Origin of the sequence: Streptomyces sp. NPDC000134 (genome assembly GCF_042899225.1) — a bacterium.
Lineage (GTDB): Bacteria > Actinomycetota > Actinomycetes > Streptomycetales > Streptomycetaceae > Streptomyces.
On sequence record NZ_JBIAZN010000033.1, the window covers coordinates 12,827 to 37,006 of the forward strand.

Genomic DNA, 24,180 nt, shown 5'->3' on the forward strand with positions numbered 1-24,180 from the left:
GCCGGAGATGACCGCGCCGGGACGCAGGAGCAGCACCTTCACGCGGCTGCTGCGGCACGGGTTCACCGACCCCTCGGCCGCCGAACGCCTGCTGGACAGCCCCGAACTGGTGCCCGTCCGCAACGACCCCGTCCTCCTCGAAGCGCTCGGCGCCACCGCCGACCCGGACGGCGCCCTGCACGGCCTGGTCCGCCTGCTGGAGGCCCAGCCCGGCCCCACCGCCCGCCGGGAACTGCTCGACACGCTGATCGCCGCCAAGCCGCTGCGCGACCGGCTGCTCGGCGTGCTCGGCGCCTCCGAGGCGCTCGCCGACCACCTCGCCCGGCACGCCGGGGACTGGCGGGCCCTGGTCACCTACGAACCCCGCGACCTGCACCCCGGCGTCACCGAGTTCGAACGCGGCCTCGCCGGGGCCGACGACCCCGTCGCCCTGCGCGTCGCCTACCGGCGCTGCCTGCTCTCCATCGCCGCCCGCGACGTGTGCGGCACCATAGACGTCGCCCAGACCGCCGCCGAACTCGCCGACCTCGCCACCGCCACCCTCCGCGCCGCCCTCCGGATCGCCGTCGCCGCCGCGCCCGAGGACGCCGCGCTCTGCCGGCTCGCGGTGATCGCCATGGGCAAGTGCGGCGGCCACGAACTCAACTACGTCTCCGACGTCGACGTCATCTTCGTCGGCGAACCCGCCGAGGGCGCCGACGAGACCCGGGCCGTGCGGGCCGCCACCCGGCTCGCCTCCCACCTGATGCGGATCTGCTCCGAGACCACCGTCGAGGGCTCCATCTGGCCCGTCGACGCCAACCTGCGCCCCGAGGGCCGCAACGGCCCGCTGGTGCGGACGCTGAGCAGCCATGTGGCGTACTACCAGCGCTGGGCCAAGACCTGGGAGTTCCAGGCCCTGCTCAAGGCCCGGCCCGTGGCCGGCGACGCCGCCCTCGGCGCGGAGTACGTCGCCGCGCTCCAGCCCCTGGTCTGGGGGGCCGCCGAACGCGAGAACTTCATCGCCGACGTCCAGAAGATGCGCCGCCGGGTCGTCGAGAACATCCCCGCCGCCGAGGTCGACCGGCAGCTCAAGCTCGGCCCCGGCGGACTGCGGGACGTCGAGTTCGCCGTCCAGCTCCTGCAACTGGTGCACGGCCGGGCCGACGCCTCGCTGCGCAGCGGGACCACCCTCGACGCGCTGCGGGCCCTGTCCGCCGGCGGATACGTCGGCCGGACCGACGCCACCCAGCTCGACGAGGCGTACCGGTTCCTGCGCTCCCTGGAGCACCGCATCCAGTTGCACCGGCTGCGCCGCACCCACCTCGTGCCCGAGGACGAGGCCGACCTGCGGCGCATCGGACGCTCCCTCGGACTGCGCACCGACCCGGTCGCCGGGCTGCTGCGCGACTGGCGGCGGCACGCCTCCGTCGTCCGGCGCCTGCACGAGAAGCTGTTCTACCGGCCGCTGCTCGACGCGGTCGCGGCGCTCGCCCCCGGCGAGGCCCGGCTCAGCGCCGAGGCGGCGCGCGAGCGGCTGGTCGCGCTCGGGTACGACGATCCGGCCGCCGCGCTGCGGCACCTGGAGGCGCTGGCGTCCGGGGTGACCCGGAAGGCGGCCATCCAGCGGACGCTGCTGCCGGTGCTGCTGGGCTGGTTCGCGGACTCCGCCGACCCGGACGCCGGCCTGCTCAACTTCCGCAAGGTGTCCGACGCGCTCGGCAAGACCCCCTGGTACCTGCGGCTGCTGCGGGACGAGGGCGCCGCCGCGGAGAACCTCGCCCGGGTGCTGTCCGCCGGGCGGCTCGCCCCCGACCTGCTGATGCGGGCGCCCGAGGCGGTGGCCCTGCTCGGCGACGGCGACGGCGGGACGGGCCGGGGACTGGCGCCCCGCTCGCGGGCCGCGCTGGAACAGGAGATCCTCGCGGCGGTCCGCCGCGCCGACGGCGCGACGCAGGCCGTGACGGCGGCGCGCGGGGTACGGCGGCGGGAGCTGTTCCGCACCGCCGCGGCCGACATCGTCGGGTCGTACGGCACGGAGGCGCATTCCGCCGAGGCCGACCAGGGGGCGCTGGTGGACCGGGTCGGGTCGGCGGTCTCCGACCTGACGGCGGCCACCCTGGCGGGGACGCTCCGGGCGGTGGTGCGGGAAGGGTGGGGCGACGAGCTGCCGACCCGGTTCGCGATCATCGGGATGGGGCGGTTCGGGGGGCACGAGCTGGGCTACGGGTCCGACGCGGACGTGCTGTTCGTGCACGAGCCCCGGGACGGGGCGGCCGAGCGGGAGGCCGGGGAGGCGGCGAACCGGGTCGTCTCCGAGATGCGGCGGCTGCTCCAGGTGCCCAGCGCGGACCCGCCGCTGATCATCGACGCGGATCTGCGGCCGGAGGGGAAGTCGGGGCCGCTGGTGCGCACGCTGAAGTCGTACGAGGCGTACTACCGCCGGTGGTCGCTGGTGTGGGAGTCGCACGCACTGCTGCGCGCCGAGTTCGTGGCGGGCGACGAGGAACTGGGACGGCGGTTCATCGAGCTGATCGATCCGCTGCGGTACCCGGCGCGGGGGCTCGGGGACGACGCGGTGCGCGACATCCGGCGGCTGAAGGCCCGGATGGAGACGGAACGGCTGCCGCGCGGGACGGACCCCAAGCTGAACGCGAAGCTGGGCCCCGGGGGGCTGTCGGACGTGGAGTGGACCGTGCAGTTGGCGCAGTTGCGGCACGGGCACGAGGTGCCGGGGCTGCGGACGACACGGACCCGGTCCGCGCTGGCGGCGGCCGGTGCGGCGGGGCTGATCCCGCCGGAGGACGCGGCGGTCCTCGACGAGGCGTGGGTGCTGGCCACCCGGGTGCGCAACGCGGTGATGCTGGTGCGGGGGCGGGCGGGGGACACGTTCCCGTCCGACAGCCGGGAGCTGGCGGCGGTGGGGCGGTACCTGGGGTACGGGCACGGTCACGCGGGGGACATGCTGGACGCGTACCGGCGGACGGCGCGGCGGGCCCGGGGTGTGGTGGACGAGCTGTTCTACGCCTGAGACGCCGGACGCCGGACGCCGGACGCCGGACGCGGGACGCGGGACGCCGGACGCGGGACGCGCAGCGCCCCCGGTCAGCTTCCCCGTGGCTGACGGGGCAGCGCGTACGGAGTCCTGCCGTACCAGGCGGACGCGACCAGGTAGCCGAAGGCGAGGCACAGCGCCCCGCCCACCGCGTCGAGCCAGAAGTGGTTGGCCGTGGCGACGATCACGATCAGCGTGGCCGTCGGGTAGAGCAGGCCCAGGACGCGGACCCAGGGGACCTTCGCCAGGGTGAAGACGGTCAGGCCGCACCACAGGGACCAGCCGATGTGCATCGACGGCATCGCGGCGTACTGGTTCGACATGTTCTTCAGGTCGCCGGAGGCCATCGACCCCCACGTCTGGTGGACCATGACGGTGTCGATGAAGTCGCCGCCGCTCATCAGCCGGGGCGGCGCGAGCGGATACAGGTAGTAGCCGAGGAGCGCCACCGCCGTGGTGGCGAAGAGGACGAGGCGGGTCGCCGCGTAGCGGCCGGGATGGCCGCGGTAGAGCCACACCAGGACGCCGAGGGTGACGACGAAGTGCAGGGTGGCGTAGTAGTAGTTCATGCCGACGATCAGCCAAGTCACGGAGTTCACCGCGTGGTTGACCGACTGCTCGACCGCGATGCCGAGACGGTGCTCCAGCTCCCAGATCCAGTCCGCGTTGCGCAGCGCCTCGGCGCGCTGCTCCGGTACCGCGTTGCGGACGAGCGAGTACGTCCAGTAACTCACCGCGATCAGAAGGATCTCGAACCAGAGCCGGGGCCGGCGCGGGGTGCGCAGCCGGCGCAGCGGGCCGGGTTCCCGAGCGGCCGTGACGGAGCCCGGGAGGGCCGCTTCCCGGCCTTCCGTCGTCGTCACGGTCGTGTCACCCATGGGCACAGAGTCTGCCAGAAAAGCTTACTGTCACCGATCATCCCTCCGTCGGGTTCTGGACGCATGTTCTACGCCGACGGGAGGTCCTCCGGGCTCCTTCCGCAGGAGGACTTCAGACGCGGGTTCCCGGAGCGGACGCCGTCGAACCACGGACCACCAGCTCCGGCATGAACACGAACTCGCTGTGCGGAGCGGGGGTGCCGCCGATCTCCTCCAGCAGGGTGCGGACGGCGGCCTGGCCCATCGCCGGGACCGGCTTGCGGACCGTGGTCAGGGGCGGGTCGGTGAAGGCGATCAGCGGGGAGTCGTCGAAGCCGACGACGGAGATGTCCTTGGGGACGTCCAGGCCGTGCTGCCGGGCCGCCCGTATCGCGCCGAGCGCCATCATGTCGCTGGCGCACACCACCGCCGTGCACTCCCGGGCGATCAGCGCGGTGGCCGCGGCCTGCCCGCCCTCCAGGGTGTAGAGGGAGTGCCGCACCAGGTCGGTCTCGACGGTCTGGGCCGGCAGGCCGAGCTGGTCCTGCATGGTGCGCACGAAGCCCTCGATCTTGCGCTGCACCGGGACGAACCGTTTCGGTCCCAGCGCCAGGCCGATCCGGGTGTGGCCGAGGGAGACGAGGTGGGTGACCGCCAGCGCCATCGCGGCCCGGTCGTCGGGGGAGATGAACGGGGCCTGCACCTTGGGCGAGAAGCCGTCGACCAGCACGAAGGGCACGCCCTGCGCGCGCAGTCGCTCGTAGCGCTCGGTGTCGGCGGTGGTGTCCGCGTGCAGCCCGGAGACGTAGATGATGCCGGCCACCCCGCGGTCGACCAGCATCTCGGTCAGCTCGTCCTCGGTGGAGCCGCCCGGCGTCTGGGTGGCGAGCACCGGGGTGTAGCCCTGTCTGGTCAGCGCCTGGCCGATGACCTGGGCCAGCGCCGGGAATATGGGGTTCTCCAGCTCCGGGGTGATCAGACCCACCAGGCCCTCGCTGCGCTGCCGCAGCCGCACGGGGCGTTCGTAGCCGAGGACGTCCAGGGCGGCGAGTACGGACTGGCGGGTGGTGGCGGCGACGCCCGGCTTCCCGTTGAGGACGCGGCTGACGGTCGCTTCGCTCACCCCCGCCTGGGCGGCGATATCGGCAAGCCGTGTGGTCACAGGGGTGGACTGTACCGGCCGTCCGCTCCCTTGCCCACCGACCGGACGCCGGGCCCGGCCTTTCGCACGCCCCGGCGCGGGCTGCTGGGTCATCGCGCTCCCTCGAAGAGTTGACGGCAAGATCTTGCAGAGTCTTGCATGTGATCGGACCTTGTAAAGAAGCGTCTCACGGCGGTCGCCGATGCGTCACGTACGGATAACGACCGAGATCTCTTGCACTTTTTTGCTGCAAGGTCTTTCGAAACGCTTTCAGCGCTGTTACGTTCACGTCGCCCGGCGGCCGCAACGGCGCAGTCGGCAAGTCGACAGGAGCGGCGGACGGGACCGCCTCCTGCACACACGGGCTTTTCACCCTCAAGGAGAACTCATGCGGCGTGGCATAGCGGCCACCGCGCTGGTGGCGTCCCTCGCCCTGGCGGCGACGGCCTGCGGCGGGAGCGACAGCGGCGACTCGGCCGACGGTCCGGTCACCATCACCTGGTGGGACACCTCCAACGCCACCAACGAGGCGCCGACGTACAAGGCCCTGGTCAAGGAGTTCGAGGCCGCCAACAAGGACGTCAAGGTCAACTACGTCAACGTCCCCTTCGACCAGGCGCAGAACAAGTTCGACACCGCCGCCGGTTCCAAGGGCGCCCCGGACGTGCTGCGCTCCGAGGTCGGCTGGACCCCCGCCTTCGCCAAGAAGGGCTTCTTCCTGCCGCTGGACGGCACCGAGGCCCTCGCCGACCAGGACAAGTTCCAGCCGAGCCTGATCGAGCAGGCGAAGTACGAGGGCAAGACGTACGGCGTCCCGCTGGTCACCGACACGCTCGCCTTCGTCTACAACAAGGAGCTGTTCGCGAAGGCCGGCGTCGAGGCGCCCAAGACCTGGGACGACCTGAAGAAGGCCGCCGCCACGATCAAGGCCAAGACCGGCGCCGACGGCTACTGGGGCTCCACCGCGGGCTACTACGCGCAGCCGTTCCTCTACGGGGAGGGCACCGACACCGTCGACGCCGGCGCCAAGAAGATCACGGTCGACTCGGCCGCGGCCAAGAAGGCGTACGGCACCTGGCTGAGCCTGTTCGACGGCAAGGGCCTGCACAAGGCCGACACCACCGCCGACGCCTACGCCCACATCCAGGACGCGTTCGTCAGCGGCAAGCTCGCCTCGATCATCCAGGGCCCCTGGGAGATCACCAACTTCTACAAGGGCTCCGCGTTCAAGGACAAGGAGAACCTGGGGATCGCCACCGTCCCGGCCGGCTCGACGGGGAAGGCGGGCGCCCCGACCGGCGGCCACAACCTGTCCGTGTACGCCGGGTCGGACCAGGCGCACCAGAAGGCCGCGCTGAAGTTCGTCAACTTCATGACCTCCGCGAAGTCGCAGGAGAGCGTCGCGCTGAAGAACTCCACGCTGCCCACGCGGGACGACGCCTACACCGACAAGGTCAAGGCCGACCCGGGCATCGCCGGCTACCAGGGCGTGCTCTCCGCCGCCCAGCCGCGCCCGGCCCTGCCGGAGTACAGCTCCCTGTGGACCCCGCTCGACGACGAGCTGCCGAAGATCGCCGGCGGCAAGGAGTCGCTGGACGAGGGGCTGAAGAACGCCGAGACGGCCATCACCAAGCTGGTGCCGGACTTCGGCAAGTGAGCCCGCGTGGCCGTCGGGTCCCCCGGCAGAGGGGGAGGGGACCCGACGGCCGCCGGCCCCTGGGCCGTACCCCTTGATCCGCAGGATTCCGAGAAGGTTGTCGAACCATGACAGTCGCCATCGACCGCGCGACCGGCAAGCGCCGCGGTGACCGCACGCCCCGGCCCGGCCTGGGCCGGCGCCTCATCAACGGCTACCAGAGACACTGGTACGCCTACGCCATGATCGCGCCGGTGGTGATCGTCCTCGGCGTCCTGGTGCTGTACCCCCTGGCGTACGGCTTCTACCTCACGCTCACCGACGCCGACAGCCTCAACTCGGCCCGCACCATCGGCGTCAACGAGATCGAGGCCACCTACAAGTTCGTCGGCCTGGACAACTACGCCGACATCCTGTGGGGCGAGACCGCCTACGACCGGTTCTGGTCCCACTTCATCTGGACGATCGTGTGGACGGCCGCCTGCGTCACCCTGCACTACTGCATCGGCCTGGGCCTGGCCCTGCTGCTCAACCAGAAGCTGCGCGGACGCACCTTCTACCGGCTGATGCTGGTCCTGCCGTGGGCCGTGCCGACCTTCGTCACCGTCTTCGGCTGGCGGTTCATGCTCGCCGACTCCGGCATCATCAACTCCGCCCTGGAGGCGGTGCACCTGCCGACGCCGCAGTGGCTGGAGGACACCTTCTGGCAGCGGTTCGCCGCGATCATGGTGAACACCTGGTGCGGTGTGCCGTTCATGATGGTCTCGCTCCTCGGCGGGCTCCAGTCCATCGACTCCTCGCTGTACGAGGCGGCCGAGATGGACGGCGCCAACGCCTGGCAGCGGTTCCGCCACGTGACGCTGCCCGGCCTGCGGGCGGTCAGCTCCACCGTCGTCCTGCTGGGCATCATCTGGACCTTCAACCAGTTCGCCATCATCTTCCTGCTGTTCGGCAACACCGCCCCGGACGCGCAGATCCTGGTGACCTGGGCCTACCAGCTCGGCTTCGGGCAGCAGCCGCGCGAGTTCGCGCAGTCCGCCGCCTACGGCATCCTGCTGCTGGCCGTGCTGATCGTCTTCACCTCCTTCTACCGCCGCTGGCTGAACCGTGACGAGCAGCAGCTCGCGATCTGAGGCATCCATGACCACCACCACCGTCACCCCCGCGACCGGTCCGGCGGAGTCGGGCGCCGCGTCCCCCGCGCCGGGACCGCGCCGCCGGCGGGGCCGGGGCGCCGCCCTCGCCTCGCACGGTGTGCTCACCGTGGCGAGCCTGATCGCCCTGTTCCCCATCGCCTGGCTGGTCTTCCTCTCCCTCGGCCCGGACAAGGACGACTATCTGCACCCCGGGCGCATCTGGGGCAAGATGACGTTCGAGAACTACTCGTTCGTGCTGAGCGAGACCAACTTCTGGCACTGGCTGCAGAGTTCGCTGGTCGTCTCGCTCGGCACCACCGTCATCGGCGTCATGGTCGCCGCCACCACCGGGTACGCCGTGTCCCGGATGCGGTTCCCCGGCTACCGGAAGCTGATGTGGGTGCTGCTGCTCACGCAGATGTTCCCCATCGCCGTCCTGATCGTGCCGATGTACCAGATCCTGTCCGAGCTGGGGCTCATCGACAGCTTCCTCGGGCTGATCCTGGTCTACTGCTCGACCGCGGTGCCGTACTGCGCCTGGCTGCTCAAGGGGTACTTCGACACCATCCCGTTCGAGATCGACGAGGCGGGCCGGGTCGACGGGCTCTCCCCGTTCGGCACGTTCTTCCGGCTGATCCTGCCGCTGGCCCGGCCGGGCCTGGCGGTCGCCGCCTTCTACAGCTTCATCACGGCCTTCGGCGAGGTCGCCTTCGCGTCCACGTTCATGCTGTCCGACACCAAGTACACCTTCGCCGTCGGACTGCAGAGCTTCGTCAGCGAGCACGACGCGCAGCGCAACCTGATGGCCGCCACCGCGGTGCTGATCGCCATACCCGTGTCCGCCTTCTTCTACCTCGTGCAGAAGAACCTGGTCACCGGCCTCACCGCGGGCGGCACCAAGGGCTGAGGCCCCTCCCGCGGGTGGCGGTCGCGGTGCCCTCCCCCACTCTCGGCTTCGCTCGAGCGGGGGGACCCCCGGACCCCGCAGTACCGCGACCGCCTCCTTCCCCGGCGGCCGACGCCACCCGACCCACGCCTCCATGTACCCGTTACGCATCAAGGACGACATGAGCCAGCAGCACTTCGCAGCCCAGGCCCCGACCTCCCGGACCGACTCGGCCGTCGCCACCGTCGCCAGGCGCCGCGACTGGTGGCGGGACGCGGTGATCTACCAGGTGTACCCGCGCAGCTTCGCCGACAGCAACGGCGACGGCATGGGCGACCTGGAAGGCGTCCGCACCCGCCTGCCGTACCTGCGCGACCTCGGTGTGGACGCCGTGTGGCTCAGCCCCTTCTACGCCTCCCCGCAGGCCGACGCCGGTTACGACGTCGCCGACTACCGGGCCGTCGACCCGATGTTCGGCACCCTGCTCGACGCCGACGCGCTGATCCGCGACGCCCATGAGCTGGGCCTGCGGATCATCGTCGACCTGGTGCCCAACCACTCCTCCGACCAGCACGAGTGGTTCAAGCGGGCCCTCGCCGAGGGCCCCGGTTCCCCGCTGCGGGAGCGCTACCACTTCCGCCCCGGCAAGGGCGCGGACGGCGAACTGCCGCCCAACGACTGGGAGTCCATCTTCGGCGGCCCGGCCTGGACCCGGGTGACGGAACCCGACGGCACGCCCGGCGAGTGGTACCTGCACCTCTTCGCGCCCGAGCAGCCCGACTTCAACTGGGAGCACCCGGCGGTCGGCGACGAGTTCCGCTCGATCCTGCGCTTCTGGCTGGACATGGGCGTCGACGGCTTCCGCATCGACGTCGCCCACGGCATGGTGAAGGCCGAGGGCCTGCCCGACCTCGGTTCGCACGAACAGCTCAAGCTGCTGGGCAACGATGTCATGCCGTTCTTCGACCAGGACGGCGTCCACGACATCTACCGCCAGTGGCGGCTCATCCTGGACGAGTACTCGGGCGAGCGCATCTTCGTCGCCGAGGCGTGGACCCCGACCATCGAGCGCACCGCCCACTACGTCCGGCCCGACGAGCTGCACCAGGCGTTCAACTTCCAGTACCTGGGGACCCACTGGGACGCCGAGGAACTGCGCGGCGTGATCGACCGCACCCTGGAGGCGATGCGCCCGGTCGGCGCCCCGGCCACCTGGGTGCTGTCCAACCACGACGTGACCCGGCACGCCACCCGCTTCGCCAACCCGCCCGGCCTGGGCACCCAGATCCGGCTGGCCGGCGACCGCGAACTGGGCCTGCGCCGGGCCCGCGCGGCCACCCTGCTGATGCTCGCCCTGCCCGGCTCGGCCTACGTCTACCAGGGCGAGGAGCTGGGCCTGCCGGACGTCGTGGACCTCCCGGACGAGGTGCGCCAGGACCCGGCGTACTTCCGCGGCGCCGGCCAGGACGGGTTCCGCGACGGCTGCCGGGTGCCGATCCCGTGGACCCGCACGGGCTCGTCGTACGGCTTCGGCGAGGGCGGCAGTTGGCTGCCGCAGCCCGAGGGCTGGGGCGAGCTGAGCGTCGAGGCGCAGACCGGGGTGCCCGGCTCCACCCTGGAGCTGTACCGCACGGCGCTCGCCGTCCGCCGCGCGCAGCCGGACCTGGGTGCCGGTGACGCGGTGGAGTGGCTGCGCGCCCCCGAGGGCGTCCTCGCCTTCCGGCGCGGGGACTTCGTGTGCGTCGCCAACACCACCGGGGAGTCGGTGTCGGTGCCCGGCCACGGGCGCGTGCTGCTGGCCAGCGGCGAGGTGACCGAGGCGGACGGCGAGGCGAAGGTGCCGGCCGACACGACGGTGTGGTGGACCTCCCGGCCGTAAGGATTTTTTCCTTCAATCTCGTACGGCCCGCTGCCCTTTCGGGCGGCGGGCCTTTACCATCTGCGTCACCGCAAGGTTTCTGAAGGTTTCAGCAAGCGCCTTCAAAGACGAAGGAAACCCCACATGGCACGCAGAATCCTCTCCGGGGCCGCCGCCCTCGCCGTGGCCGCCCTTGTCATGAACCCGTCTAACGCACAGGCGGCTCCCCCCGGCACCAAGGACGTCACCGCCGTCCTGTTCGAGTGGAACTACGGCTCGGTGGCCAGGGAGTGCACCAGCACCCTCGGCCCGGCCGGCTACGGCTCCGTGCAGGTCTCCCCGCCCGCCGAGCACATACAGGGGTCCCAGTGGTGGACCTCGTACCAGCCCGTCAGCTACAAGATCGCCGGCCGGCTCGGCGACCGGACCGCCTTCCGGAACATGGTGAACACCTGCCACGCGGCCGGCGTCAAGGTCGTCGTGGACGCCGTCGTCAACCACATGTCGGCGGGCAGCGGCACCGGCACCGGCGGCTCGTCGTACACGAAGTACACCTACCCCGGGCTGTACTCGTCCTACGACTTCGACGACTGCACCGCGCAGATCAGCAACTACGCCGACCGCGCCAACGTCCAGAACTGCGAACTGGTCGGCCTCGCCGACCTCGACACCGGCGAGAGCTATGTGCGCGGCGCCATCGCCGGGTACCTCAACGACCTGCTCTCCCTCGGCGTCGACGGCTTCCGGATCGACGCGGCCAAGCACATCCCGGCCGCCGACCTCGCCAGCATCAAGTCCCGGCTGAGCAACCCGGGCGTGTACTGGAAGCAGGAGGTCATCTACGGCGCCGGGGAGGCCGTCCAGCCGGGGGAGTACACCGGCACCGGGGACGTCCAGGAGTTCCGGTACGCCTACGACCTCAAGCGGGTCTTCAACAACGAGAACCTCGCCTATCTGAAGAACTACGGCGAGGGCTGGGGCTACCTGGGCAGCGGCTCGGCCGGCGTCTTCGTCGACAACCACGACACCGAGCGCAACGGCTCCACCCTCAGCTACAAGGACAACGCCACCTACACCCTGGCCAACGTCTTCATGCTGGCCTGGCCGTACGGGTCGCCGGACATCAACTCCGGGTACGAGTTCTCCGACCACGACGCCGGGCCGCCCAACGGCGGGGCGGTCAACGCCTGCTGGCAGAACGGCTGGAAGTGCCAGCACGCCTGGCCCGAGATCAAGTCGATGGTCGCCTTCCGCAACGCCGTGCGGGGCGAGGCGGTCACCAACTGGTGGGACAACGGCGGTGACGCCATCGCCTTCGGGCGGGGCGGCAAGGGCTTCGTCGCCATCAACCACGAGAGCGGCTCGCTGACCCGGACCTACCAGACCTCCCTCGCGGCGGGCACCTACTGCGACGTCCAGAGCAACCGGACCGTCACCGTGAACGGCTCCGGCCAGTTCACGGCGACCCTCGGCGGCAACACCGCACTCGCCCTGTACGCGGGCCGGCCGAGCTGCTGAACCGGCCCCCGGCGGCAAGGGTCATGAAATGTCTTTCCGTTACTTTCATGACCCTTGCCGCAAGTCTTGCGTCGGCGTTACCGTCTCGCCGGGGTCGGACCCGCGAACGAGCCGCCAGCAGCAAGGAGTTCCACCGGTGAAACCGAGACGCCCGGCGCCGGGCAGGCGCCGCACCACCCTCGCCCCACGGGTCGCGGCGGTCACCGTCGCCGCCCTCGCGGCGACGCTGGTCCAGCCGCTCACCGCGAGCGCCGCCGCACCGCCGCCGCCTCCGTCGGACGCCCGGCTGGCCGAGGTCCCGGCCCGGCACGAACTGACCCGCGAGCAGTTCTACTTCGTCCTGCCCGACCGCTTCGCCAACGGCGACACCGGCAACGACCGCGGCGGCCTGACCGGCTCCCGCCTCGCCACCGGCTACGACCCCACCGACAAGGGCTTCTACCAGGGCGGGGACCTCAAGGGCCTGACGAAGAAGCTGGACTACATCAAGGACCTGGGCACCACCGCCATCTGGCTGGCGCCGATCTTCAAGAACCGTCCCGTGCAGGGCACCGGGGAGAACGCCTCGGCCGGCTACCACGGCTACTGGATCACCGACTTCACCCAGGTCGACCCGCACTTCGGCACCAACCAGGACCTGACGAACCTGATCGCCAAGGCGCACGCCAAGGGCATGAAGGTCTTCTTCGACGTCATCACCAACCACACCGCCGACGTCGTCGACTACGAGGAGAAGTCCTACGGCTACCTCTCCAAGGGCGCCTTCCCCTACCTGACGAAGGACGGCGAGCCCTTCGACGACGCCGACTACGCCGACGGCACGCGGCGCTTCCCCGCCGTCGACGCCGACTCCTTCCCGTACACCCCGGAGGCCGCCGGCGGGACCAAGGTGCCCGCCTGGCTCAACGACCCGACGGTGTACCACAACCGGGGCGACTCCACCTGGGCCGGCGAGTCCGCCACCTACGGCGACTTCAACGGGCTGGACGACCTGTGGACCGAGCGGCCCGAGGTCGTCCGGGGCATGGAGAAGATCTACCAGCGCTGGGTGCGGGACTTCGACATCGACGGCTTCCGGATCGACACCGTGAAGCACGTGAACATGGAGTTCTGGACCCAGTGGGCCACCGCCCTGGACGCCTACGCGGCCCGGCAGGGACGGGACGACTTCTTCATGTTCGGCGAGGTCTACTCCGCCGACACCGCCGTGACCTCCCCGTACGTCACCCAGGGCCGGCTCGACTCCACCCTCGACTTCCCCTTCCAGGACGCGGCCCGCGCCTACGCCTCCCAGGGCGGCAGCGCGCGCAAACTCGCCCGGGTCTTCGGCGACGACTACAAGTACACGACCGACAAGGCCAACGCCTACGAGCAGGTCACCTTCCTCGGCAACCACGACATGGGCCGGATCGGGACCTTCCTGAAGCAGGACGACCCGGACGCCACCGACGCCGAACTGCTGCGCAAGGCCAAGCTCGCCAACGAGCTGATGTTCCTCAGCCGCGGCAACCCGGTCGTCTACTACGGCGACGAGCAGGGCTTCACCGGCGCGGGCGGCGACAAGGACGCCCGCCAGCCGATGTTCGCCTCGAAGAGCGCCGACTACCTGGACGACGACCAGATCGGCACCGACCGCACCCACGCCGAGGACGCCTACGACACCCGGGCCCCCCTCTACCGGCAGATCAGCGCCCTCGCCAAGCTGCGCGAGGCGCACCCCGCCCTCGCCGACGGAGTCCAGAGCGAGCGGTACGCCGCCGACGGCGCCGGTGTCTACGCCTTCTCCCGCACCGACGCGAGGACCGGCACCGAGTACGTCGTCGCTCTCAACAACGCGGACGAGGCGAAGACCGCCACCTTCGCGACCGGCTCGGCCGGCACGCGCTTCGACGGCATCCACGGCACCGGCCGCCACCTCACCTCGGACGCCGGCAAGAAGATCACCGTCACCGTCCCGGCCGGCTCGGCGATCGTGCTGAAGGCGGCCGGAAAGCCCGCCCGGCCGGAGGCCAAGCCCGCCCTCACCCTGAAGGCCCCCGAGCCCGGCGCCACCGGCACCGTCGAGCTGACCGCCGACGTCGACGGCGGAGGGCTCAACCGGGTCGTGTTCGCCGCCCAGACCGGCAACGGCAGGTGGCGCGTCCTCGGCTCCGCCGACCACGCCCCCTACAAGGTCACCGACACCGTCCCCGGGAACACCCCGGCCGGCACCGCCCTGCGCTACAAGGCGGTCGCCGTGGACTCCGCGGGCCGCACCGCGAGCGCCACGGCCGCCTCGACGACCGGCACCCCGCCCGTCGAGCCGCCGCCCACCGCGTCCTCCCGGGACTACGCGGTCGTCCACTACCGGCGCCCGGACGGGAACTACGCCGACTGGAACCTGTACGCCTGGGGCGACCTCGCCGACGGGGAGGCGACCACCTGGCCGGCGGGCCACCCCTTCACCGGCCGGGACGCCTACGGCGCCTTCGCCTACGTCAAGCTCGAGCCCGGCGCCTCCAGCGTCTCCTTCCTCGTCGTCGACAAGGACGGCACCAAGGACGTCACCGCCGACCGCACCATCGACGTGACGAGGACCGGCGAGGTCTGGATCGAGCAGGGCGAGGAGACCGTCAGCACCGAGCGGCCCGGGTACCCGCCGCAGGACACCACCAAGGCCGTCCTGCACTACCACCGCGCCGACGGAAACTACGACGGCTGGGGACTGCACGTCTGGTCGGGTGCCGCGCAGCCCACCGACTGGTCGAAGCCCCTGATGCCGGTGAAGACCGACGCCTATGGCGCGGTCTACGAGGTTCCGCTCACCGAGGGTGCCACCAGCCTCAGCTACATCCTGCACAAGGGCGACGAGAAGGACCTGCCCACCGACCAGGCGCTGGACCTCAAGGCCGACGGCCACGAGGTGTGGCTGGTGAGCGGCGAGGAGGAGTACCTGCTGCCGCAGCCCGCCGGTTCGGCCGCCGCCGTCGACCTGACCACCTCCAAGGCGGTCTGGATCGACCGGAACACCCTCGCCTGGAACGGCGCCGAGGGCGCCGCCTCCACCCAGCTCCGGTCCTCCGCCACCGGCTCGATCAAGGCCGACGACGGCGTCCTGACCAGCACCGACGAGCGGTGGCTGCGGCTGACGAAGACCTCCCTCACCGACGCGCAGAAGGCGAAGTACCCGCACCTGAAGGAGTACACCGCCTGGTCGGTGGACCCCCGTGACCGCGACCGGGTCCGAGGGGCCCTGCGCGGCCAGGTCGTCGCGAGCCAACTGGCCGCGGGCGGCGCGGTGCTCGCCGCGACCGGCGTGCAGACCGCCGGGGCCCTGGACGACCTCTACCCGAAGGCCACCGGGGCCGACCTCGGCCCGGTCTTCCGCGGCGGCCGCCCCACCCTGTCCGTCTGGGCACCGACGGCCCTGAGCGTCTCCCTGGAGCTGGACGGCTCGACGAAGCCGATGCGCCGCGACGACACCACCGGCGTCTGGTCCGTCACCGGCCCCGCCTCCTGGAAGAACAAGCCGTACCGGTACGTCGTGAAGGTCTGGGCCCCCGAGGCGGGCCGGGTCGTCACCAACAGGGTCACCGACCCGTACGCCGTCGCCCTGACCGCCGACTCCGGGCGGAGCCTCGTCGTCGACCTCGCCGACAAGTCCCTCGCGCCCAGCAACTGGAGCAGCCTGCGCAAGCCGAAGGCGGTCCCGCTGCGCGACGCCCAGATCCAGGAACTGCACGTGCGGGACTTCTCCGCCGAGGACCGCACCGCCGAGCACCGGGGGACCTATCTCGCCTTCACCGACAAGGACAGCGACGGCAGCGGGCACCTGAGGAAGCTGGCCGCGGCCGGCACCTCGTACGTGCACCTGCTGCCCGTCTTCGACATCGCCACCATCCCCGAGAAGCGGTCCGGGCAGGCCACCGTCGGCTGCGACCTGGCCGCGCTGCCCGCCGACTCCGAGCGGCAGCAGGAGTGCGTGGCGAAGACGGCGGCGAAGGACGCCTACAACTGGGGGTACGACCCGTACCACTACACGGTCCCCGAGGGCTCCTACGCCACCGACCCGGACGGCACGGCCCGCACCGTCGAGTTCCGGAAGATGGTCAAGGCGCTCAACGAGGACGGCCTGCGGGTCGTCATGGACGTCGTCTACAACCACACGGCGGCCGGCGGCCAGGCGAAGACCAGCGTCCTGGACCGGATCGTGCCCGGCTACTACCAGCGCCTCCTCGCCGACGGCTCGATCGCGAACAGCACCTGCTGCGCCGACACGGCCACCGAGAACGCCATGATGGGCAAGCTCGTCGTCGACTCGGTCGTCACCTGGGCCAAGCAGTACAAGGTCGACGGCTTCCGCTTCGACCTGATGGGCCACCACCCGAAGGCCAACATCCTCGCCGTCCGCAAGGCCCTGGACGCGCTGACCGTCGCCGAGGACGGCGTCGACGGAAAGAAGATCATCCTGTACGGCGAGGGCTGGAACTTCGGCGAGGTCGCCGACGACGCCCGCTTCACCCAGGCCACCCAGAAGAACATGGCCGGCACCGGCATCGCCACCTTCTCCGACCGCGCCCGCGACGCCGTGCGCGGCGGCGGCCCCTTCGACGCCGACCCCGGCGTGCAGGGCTTCGCCTCCGGGCTCTACACCGACCCCAACGGCTCGGCGGACAACGGCACCCCGGCCGAGCAGAAGGCCCGGCTGCTGCACTACCAGGACCTGATCAAGGTCGGGCTCTCCGGCAACCTCGCCGGCTTCACCTTCACCGACACCACCGGCAAGGAGGTCAAGGGCTCCGAGGTCGACTACAACGGGGCGCCCGCCGGGTACGCGAAGGCCCCCGGCGACGCCCTCGCCTACGCCGACGCCCACGACAACGAGACCCTGTTCGACGCGCTCGCCTTCAAGCTGCCGAAGGACACCGGCGCCGCCGACCGGGCCCGGATGCAGGTCCTCGCCATGGCCACGGCCGCCCTCTCGCAGGGCCCGGCGCTCTCCCAGGCCGGCACCGACCTGCTGCGCTCCAAGTCCCTGGACCGCAACTCCTACGACAGCGGCGACTGGTTCAACGCCATCCACTGGGACTGCGCCGACGGCAACGGCTTCGGCCGGGGGCTGCCGCCGGCCGCCGACAACAAGGACAAGTGGCCGTACGCCAAGCCGCTGCTGACCTCGGTGCGGGTCGGCTGCCCGCAGATCGAGGGCGCCTCGGCGGCGTACCGGGACCTGCTGAGGGTCCGGACCGGCGAGAAGGACTTCTCCCTCGCCACCGCCGGACAGGTGGCCTCCCGGCTCTCCTTCCCGCTGTCCGGGGCGGACGAGACGCCCGGCGTGATCACCATGCGCCTCGGTGACCTGGTGGTCGTCTTCAACGCCACCCCCGACCGGCAGGAACAGCGCGTCGCCGCCCTGGCCGGCGCCGGCTACCGGCTGCACCCGGTCCAGGCGGCCGGATCGGACGCCGTGGTGAAGCGGTCCTCGTACCGCGAGGGCACGTTCACCGTGCCGGGCCGCACGGTGGCGGTCTTCACCCGGGCGGGCTGACGCACCCGGCGGCTAGGGTGCTCCTGTCCGGACGTAGAACAGGAGCACCCATGCCGCAGATCACCGTCGACTACTCCGAGCAACTGGCGGACGGCTTCGACCGGCCGGCCTTCGCCAAGGCCCTGCACAGCACCGTGGTCGACATCGCGACGGCGAAGCCGCCGGCGTGCAAGACGCAGTTCCGCCGTACCGAGAACACCACCGTCGGCCCGGACACCGAGGGCCACGCCGTCGTGCACGTCACCATCGGGCTGCTCGCGGGCCGCACCGAGGAGACCAAGGCCCGGCTCACCGAGGCCGTCCTCGACCTGCTCCGCCAGTACGCCAAGCCCGAGGGCCTCGCCCTGCACGCCTCCGCCGAGGTCCGCGAACTGGACGCCTCGTACCGGAAGTTCGAGAACTAGAGCCTGATCCGAACGGGCGGCCTCAGGACGCCAGCGCGACGATCCGGCCGACCAGGTCGCCGAAGGGGCCGTCGGCCGGTTCGCCGGCGAGGACGCCGCGCAGCAGGGCGCTCATCTCCTCGTCGTAGGCGGCGCTGACGACGAGCAGCGCGGCCAGGTCGTGCACGAGCTGCCGCTCCAGCTCGGCGCGCGGGACGCGCCGGCCGTCCAGCCAGATCAGCGCGGTCGACTCGGTCAGCGAGATCCAGGAGCGGACGACCAGTTCCAGGCGCGCGGGCGGTTCGGTCACGCCCAGGTGCGACAGGATCTGGACGTACGCGGCCTGCCGTACGGAGTCGATGAGCGCGTTGGTGGTGGAGGAGCCGACCGCCGGGCCGCCGCGCATCAGGGCGGAGAAACCGGGGCCGTGGTCGTCGACGAAGTCGAAGAAGCGGCGCATCACGCGCAGCAGCCGCGCCCCGAGCGGCCCCTGCCTCGGCTCCACGAACCGCTCGGCGAGATCGTCGGCGGCCCGCCGCAACGCGGCCTCGTAGAGGCTGAGTTTGCCGGGGAAGTAGTGGTAGACCAGCGGGCGGGAGATGCCGGCGGCCGACGCTATCTCGTCGATGGACACCTCATCGGGCGAGCGGCGGCTGAAGAGTTCGAGGGCGACCCCGATCAACTGCCGCCGTCGCTCCTCGACGCCCATCCGGCGGCGCACCCCGGTAGTCATGCGAACACCTTACCGATCGGTTCCGGCCGGGATACGGACCGGACCGCGCACCGGTGTTCACAGATCCAGCACCAGCCTCTCACCCCGGGTCCGTGACACGCAGATCAGCATCGAGTCGCCGCGCTCGGAGTCGGTCAGCAGCTCGTCCCGGTGGTCGATCTCGCCCTCCAGCACCCGCTGCTGACAGGTCCCGCACCAGCCCTGCTCGCAGGAGTACGGGGTGTTCGGCAGCTCCGCGCGCACGGCGGCCAGGACCGAGGAACCGGCGGGCACGGTCAGCACCCGTCCGCTGCGGTGCAGTTCGACCTCGAACGCGCCGTCGCCGGCACCGGCCGCGCGGGGCGCGAACCGCTCCAGGTGCGGCTCCGTCCCGGCCGGCAGCTTCTCGGCCACGGCCGTCATCAGCCCCTCCGGGCCGCAGCAGTACACGGCGGCGTCCTCGGGGACCCCGGTGAGGAACGCGTCCAGGTCGGGCAGTCCGGCCTCGTCCTCGGCGACGACGGTGACCCGGGTGCCCTCCGGGTCGAGCTTGCCGATCTCCTCCAGGAACGGCATCGAGGCCCGGGTCCGCCCGCCGTACAGCAGCTTCCACCCGGTGCCCTCCGGCAGCGACCGCAGCATCGGCAGCAGGGGTGTGATGCCGATGCCGCCCGCGACGAAGCGGTAGGCGGGGGCCTGCACCAGCGGGAAGCGGTTGCGGGGGCCGCGCACCTCGAGCTCCATGCCCTCCCGCACCAGTTCGTGCAGCTCGCGCGAGCCGCCCCGGCCGTCCGCCGCCAGTCGGGCGGCGACCGTGTACGACGAGGTGTCCTCCGGGTCGCCGCAGAGCGAGTACTGCCGGACCAGTCCCGACGGCAGCACCAGGTCGAGATGGGCCCCGGGCGTCCAGCGCGGCAGGTCGTGGCCCTCCAGACGGAGCCGCACGACGCCGTCGGCGATCCGCTCGTGGGCGGTGACCAGCAGTTCCCGTCGGCGCGGCGAGCGGGGTGCGGGCGCCGGGGCGTCCCGGCCGCGGCGGCGCAGCGCCCAGCGCGCGAGCAGGGCGGCGGCCCCGGCCGCGGCGACGACGGTCGTCCTCTTCGGCGGCGTGAGCTTGTTGGACATGGCGTCAATGTACTGACGGGTAAGTCCCGGCGGAACCCTTCCGCCGGGACTTGTTGACGCCAGTGTCAGCAAGGGTCGGGGCAGAGGCGGCGGGCCGGGCCGGTCAGCGCAGGCCCCGCACCTCGCGGCCGTCGTCCAGGGTGCCCCGCAGCTCGGCCCGCGCGCCCTTCTTCGCCTCGGCCGCCAGCACGTTCGACTCCGCCGAGGCGTCGATGCCGCCGGTCGCCCGGATCGACCCGATGCCCTTGTCACCGGCGGCCAGCAGGTACCAGCCGTCCTCCCGCGACTTCCACAGCACCCCGGCCAGCACATGCGGATCGCGCTCGCCGCACGCCGGTACGTCCTCGGCCTTCGCCGCGACCGCCCCGTAGGTCCCGCCGTGGGTGTGGAACTGCGCCAGCACCTTCGCGCCGCCGCCCCGCCAGGTCTCCGCCCGGGTGCACACCCAGGAGGCCCGGCCCCCGGACCCGGGCAGCGACTGCGAGGCGAAGTCCCAGGCGTTCACCGACCGCACCCCCGCGCCGCGGACCGTGTCCAGCGAGCAGGCGAACGGCGCCCAGTCGCGCAGCGCCTTCGCGCCGGAGACCTCCGACGCCGAGCCGGGGCGGCCGGTGGTGAGCCGGGCGGGGACCAGCTCGCCGAGGTCGGTCAGGACGCGGGTGGCGGAGCCGTCCGTCAGCTCCAGCGCGTTCCAGGACGTGCAGGCGCCGGACCGCTGCACCGGGCTCGCCAGCGGCGCGGTCACCCCGCCGGTCAGCGTCAGCTCCATCGCGCCGCCGCCCGGCTCCGTCAGGTCCCGCTCGGCCGCCTCGGTCACCCAGGGGGCCGTCAGATAGCGGACGGTGCGGTCGGAGCGGCCCAGCACCACCGCGCCCGCCTCGGGCCGCCGGGCGCCGTCGGCCCGCGCGAGGTCGAGGGCGGCGGCGGCCGCGCCGTTCTTCGGCTCGGCGTACCGGGCCAGCCGCAGCCCGTCGTAGAGGAGCACCACCCGGACGGCGTCGACCGTCCCCGCGTACAGCAGTTGCGGGGGACCGGCCGGGCCGCCGGTCGGCGTGCCCGGCGTCGCGGAGACGGCCACCGAGCCGCCGGGCCGGGCCCAGACCGCCAGCGCGCGGCGGAGCAGCGCGCGGTCGCCGGCCAGGTCGCCGCGGGCCGGCCACACCGAGAAGTCGGCGCGCGCCGAGGTCCGCCACGCGGCGGCGGGGACCCGGACCAGCTCGCCCGGGTCGAGGGCCGCCTCGGCCGCCGGGTTCCGGGTGTACGGCGGGGCGGCGGCGCCGTACGGGCCCCAGGTGTCGCCGGGCAGACCCAGCAGCGCCCCGCCCACCACGAGCGCGCACCCGGCCACCAGCGCCGCCCGCAGATACCGGCGGCGGCGCAGCAGATCGGTCGGCCGGGCCTGGAGCGAGCAGGGGTCGAACTCGGGCGACTCCAGCAGCGGGTACGGCCCGGCCACCGTGCCGGCCTCGCGCAGCGCCGCGTCCGCGTCGGCGACGCCCGAGGCGTCGAGCACCCGCCGCACCTCGCCGTCGGGGAGCCGCTCCAGGCCGCGCAGCGCGTACGCCGCGCGCCCCGGGCCGGACAGCGCGGACAGCGCCTGGTCCAGGGCCAGTTCGTCGGCGCCGCCGGAGCGCGGGAACAGCCGCAGGCCCCACACCTGGGGGAGCAGCGGCGGCAGTTGGGACCGCTTGGGCCACGCCGGGCGGCACAGCGGCAGCCCCGCCTCCAGGGCCGTACGCAGCACGCGCAGGCGGACCAGGGCGTAACCGGGGTCGCCGTCGCGGCCGGTGGACTGCGCCGGGATCACCGGAACCGGGGTGCGGTTGCGGGGCAGCGCGCGCTGGGTGAGGGCGTGCGCGGTCAGGACGCGGCGGTTGCGGCCGAGGCGCGGCGGCAGCACCAGGTAGGCGAGCCGGACCAGGCGCGGATAGTGCTCGACGAGCGCGGCCTCGGCCTGCTCGACGTCGACGACCGGATCGCTGGCGGAGGGTGCGGGGCGCGGGGCGACATCCTGTGACTGCACGTTCAGCGCAACGAGCGGACCGGCGCTTGGTCACCGGGCGGCGCCGCTCGGTCACCCGCCGTTCGGAAGTTAAATCCTCGTGTACTGAGGCTGTACTACAACCATCTACTCTTGTTGCGAGTCGTACAGGCGTACCGCGGCTCCCGCGCGGCCGCATGCGTCAGTGGAAGAGGAATCCTGCCCATGATGATCCGTTGGTTGTGCTCTGTCCTGCGCGTGCGCGGCAAAGTCGACCTTCTTCTGGTGTTCCTGTTCGGCGCCAGTTTCGCGGCACTCCCCGTGTTCGCGATCCTGCCGTCCCTGTGGGGTTTCGCCGCGGCGTCGGCCGTGAGCTATCTCACAGACGAGATGCTGCACTCCCGGGCTCCCGGCTTCGTCCGCAGGCTCGCCTCGCTGCAGATGACCCGCACCATGCGGTTCGCGGCCCGGACGGCGATGCTGCTCGCCCTCGCCGAACGGATGGACGCCCCCGAGGTGCTCCTGGTCGCCGCGCTGGCCGTGTTCACCGTCCACTTCGCGATCATGATGCTGTACTCGGCGGTGCACCGGATCATCCGGGCGCGGCGGACCCTGCCGGTGATCGTGCGCAACCTCGACATGAGCGGCGCGGGCATTCCCGAGCAGCCGCCCGCCCTGCTGTACCGGCGGTTCCTGCGCAAGCTGCTCCACCTCGACCTGCCCGGACACGCGGCGCTGGTGGCCGCGCTGGCCACCGGGACCTGGTCGGTGGCGTACGCCGGGTTCGCGCTGACGGTCGGGCTGTCCGTGCTGGCGCTGGGCGCGCTGCTGTGGCAGTTGCGCCGGGTGCGCCGGACGCCCACGCCGGACGACGTGATCGCCTCGCTTAACGGGCAACTGGCCGACTACCGGCCCCAGGTGGCGCTCTACTTCAGCTTCGCCGCGGTCTCCCGGGACTTCATGTACCAGGTCAACATGTGGATCGAGACGCTGGAGCAGCTCGACCTGCGCCCGCTGATCGTGCTGCGCGAGCGCCCCTCGTTCCGCTTCCTGAGCCGCACCTGGATACCCGTGGTCTGCGTGCCCAAGGCGGACGACGTGGCCAAGCTGGACCTGTCCGAGGTGCGGGTGGTCCTCTACCCCGGCAACGCCGGCAAGAACGTGCACATGCTGCGCATCGCCGAGGCCAAGCACGTCTTCATCGGGCACGGCGACAGCGACAAGCTGGCCAGCAGCAACCGGGTCAGCAAGGTCTACGACGAGATCTGGGTGGCCGGCCGGGCCGGCCGCGACCGCTACCAGCGCGTCCGGCACGCCATCAGCGACCACGCCATCGTCGAGGTGGGCCGCCCGCAACTGGCCCCGATCAGGCTGCACGCCGACCACGTGCCCGGCCCCGAGCCGGTCGTCCTGTACGCCCCGACCTGGGAGGGCTGGAGCGACGACGACTGCCACACCTCGCTGATCCCGATGGGCGTGGCCCTGGTCGAGAAGCTGCTCGCGGAGAACGTCCGGGTCATCTACAAGCCGCACCCGCTCACCGGCAAGCGCTCGCGGGAGGCCGCCGAGGCGGACGCCGCGATCCGGGAACTGCTGCGCGCCGACAACGAGCGGCACGGCGGTGACCGGGCCGAGGCCGCGATCACCGCCGCCCAGCCCCGGCTGAAGGAGATCCAGGAGCGGCTCGACGAACTGGCCGGCCGGCTCGACGGCGACGACGCCCAGCAGACCCGGGACGCCCGGGTCCCCGACCGGGACGGCGCGGCCGAGTGGCAGGCCCTGAACGACGAGTGGCACCGGGTCTTCTGGGAGAGCCGCGGCGGCGTCCGGCACCACGTCATCCGCAAGCGCCTGCCCAGCCTGTACGAGTGCTTCAACCAGGCCGACATGCTGATCAGCGACGTCTCCTCGGTGGTCGCCGACTTCGTGGCCAGCCTCAAGCCGTACGTCCTGACCAACGCCCACGACCTGCCGGACGAGGACTTCCGGGCCGCGTACACCACCGCGGGCGGCGCCTATCTGCTGGACCGTGACTGCGCCCGGCTGCCGGAGATCCTGCGGTCGGTGCGCGAGCCGCGCCACGACCCGATGGCCGCGCACCGCCGCACGCTCAAGGAGTACGTGCTCGGCCCGGACCACCCCACCTCCATGGCGCGGTTCAACGCGGCGGCCCTCGCCCTGGCCGACCGGGCCGCGCGGGAGCTGGCGGAGGACGCGGGCGAGGGGCTTCCCCGGCTCGCCATCCCCTCGCAGCGGACGGACTCGGACAACATCGCCGAGTCGGCCGAGGTCTCGGCCCTGCACCAGGCGGACCGTACCGACCCGGCCGAGCAGACCGACCCGGCGGACCTCGCCGGCCTGGTGGACCCGGCCGGATGAGCGAACG

At 72.0% G+C, this 24,180-nt stretch carries 14 protein-coding genes; 9 read left to right on the plus strand and 5 right to left on the minus strand.

The window, feature by feature from the left end; translation table 11 throughout:
- Window positions 1-7: 7 nt before the first annotated feature.
- The gene (locus tag ACFY32_RS32630) at window positions 8-3,010 is read left to right on the plus strand and encodes a bifunctional [glutamine synthetase] adenylyltransferase/[glutamine synthetase]-adenylyl-L-tyrosine phosphorylase (RefSeq protein WP_390676206.1); all 3,003 of its coding nucleotides are present in this window, start codon (window positions 8-10) and stop codon (window positions 3,008-3,010) included.
- A 74-nt stretch (window positions 3,011-3,084) separates the two neighbouring features.
- Here the strand turns inward: ACFY32_RS32630 and ACFY32_RS32635 are convergent, their stop codons facing one another.
- Window positions 3,085-3,912, minus strand: a complete 828-nt coding sequence (locus ACFY32_RS32635) for a phosphatase PAP2 family protein (protein ID WP_390676207.1) — start codon at window positions 3,910-3,912, stop codon at window positions 3,085-3,087.
- A 112-nt stretch (window positions 3,913-4,024) separates the two neighbouring features.
- Entirely contained in the window at window positions 4,025-5,053 is a 1,029-nt protein-coding gene (locus ACFY32_RS32640) for a LacI family DNA-binding transcriptional regulator (protein ID WP_359203841.1), read from the minus strand.
- A 367-nt stretch (window positions 5,054-5,420) separates the two neighbouring features.
- Between ACFY32_RS32640 and ACFY32_RS32645 the strand changes: the two genes are divergently transcribed.
- The 7 genes from ACFY32_RS32645 (at window position 5,421) to ACFY32_RS32675 (ending at window position 17,997) form a co-directional block, all read left to right on the plus strand.
- Window positions 5,421-6,689 carry an extracellular solute-binding protein gene (locus ACFY32_RS32645; protein ID WP_390676208.1) on the plus strand — a complete coding sequence of 423 codons (1,269 nt, stop codon included), beginning with the start codon at window positions 5,421-5,423 and terminating at the stop codon, window positions 6,687-6,689.
- Window positions 6,690-6,796: 107 nt separating this feature from the next.
- On the plus strand, window positions 6,797-7,801 hold the full coding sequence (locus tag ACFY32_RS32650; RefSeq protein ID WP_359203847.1) for a sugar ABC transporter permease: 1,005 nt from the start codon (window positions 6,797-6,799) through the stop codon (window positions 7,799-7,801).
- A gap of 7 nt (window positions 7,802-7,808) precedes the next feature.
- Window positions 7,809-8,711: an ABC transporter permease subunit gene (locus ACFY32_RS32655; protein WP_359203850.1), complete on the plus strand. Its 903-nt coding sequence runs from the start codon at window positions 7,809-7,811 to the stop codon at window positions 8,709-8,711.
- A 160-nt stretch (window positions 8,712-8,871) separates the two neighbouring features.
- Complete coding sequence (locus tag ACFY32_RS32660; protein ID WP_390676220.1) at window positions 8,872-10,569, plus strand: glycoside hydrolase family 13 protein; 1,698 nt, start codon at window positions 8,872-8,874, stop codon at window positions 10,567-10,569.
- 123 nt (window positions 10,570-10,692) lie between these two features.
- Complete coding sequence (locus ACFY32_RS32665; protein ID WP_390676209.1) at window positions 10,693-12,066, plus strand: alpha-amylase family protein; 1,374 nt, start codon at window positions 10,693-10,695, stop codon at window positions 12,064-12,066.
- Between the two features lie 136 nt (window positions 12,067-12,202).
- Window positions 12,203-17,593, plus strand: coding sequence for a pullulanase-type alpha-1,6-glucosidase (pulA, locus tag ACFY32_RS32670; protein ID WP_390676210.1), 5,391 nt, complete (start codon window positions 12,203-12,205; stop codon window positions 17,591-17,593).
- Between the two features lie 50 nt (window positions 17,594-17,643).
- Window positions 17,644-17,997 carry a 5-carboxymethyl-2-hydroxymuconate Delta-isomerase gene (locus ACFY32_RS32675; RefSeq protein WP_359203859.1) on the plus strand — a complete coding sequence of 118 codons (354 nt, stop codon included), beginning with the start codon at window positions 17,644-17,646 and terminating at the stop codon, window positions 17,995-17,997.
- A 22-nt stretch (window positions 17,998-18,019) separates the two neighbouring features.
- On the opposite strand, the gene ACFY32_RS32680 is transcribed toward ACFY32_RS32675, so the two are convergent.
- The 3 genes from ACFY32_RS32680 to ACFY32_RS32690 all read right to left on the minus strand — a co-directional run bounded on the left by ACFY32_RS32680 (window position 18,020) and on the right by ACFY32_RS32690 (window position 21,836).
- Window positions 18,020-18,709 carry a TetR/AcrR family transcriptional regulator gene (locus ACFY32_RS32680; RefSeq protein WP_390676211.1) on the minus strand — a complete coding sequence of 230 codons (690 nt, stop codon included), beginning with the start codon at window positions 18,707-18,709 and terminating at the stop codon, window positions 18,020-18,022.
- 57 nt (window positions 18,710-18,766) lie between these two features.
- The gene (locus ACFY32_RS32685; protein WP_390676212.1) at window positions 18,767-19,813 is read right to left on the minus strand and encodes a PDR/VanB family oxidoreductase; all 1,047 of its coding nucleotides are present in this window, start codon (window positions 19,811-19,813) and stop codon (window positions 18,767-18,769) included.
- Between the two features lie 103 nt (window positions 19,814-19,916).
- Entirely contained in the window at window positions 19,917-21,836 is a 1,920-nt protein-coding gene (locus ACFY32_RS32690) for a hypothetical protein (protein WP_390676213.1), read from the minus strand.
- Between the two features lie 243 nt (window positions 21,837-22,079).
- Here ACFY32_RS32690 and ACFY32_RS32695 point away from each other — a divergent pair, with 243 nt between their 5' ends.
- Entirely contained in the window at window positions 22,080-24,173 is a 2,094-nt protein-coding gene (locus ACFY32_RS32695; protein WP_390676214.1) for a hypothetical protein, read from the plus strand.
- Window positions 24,174-24,180 lie beyond the last annotated feature (7 nt).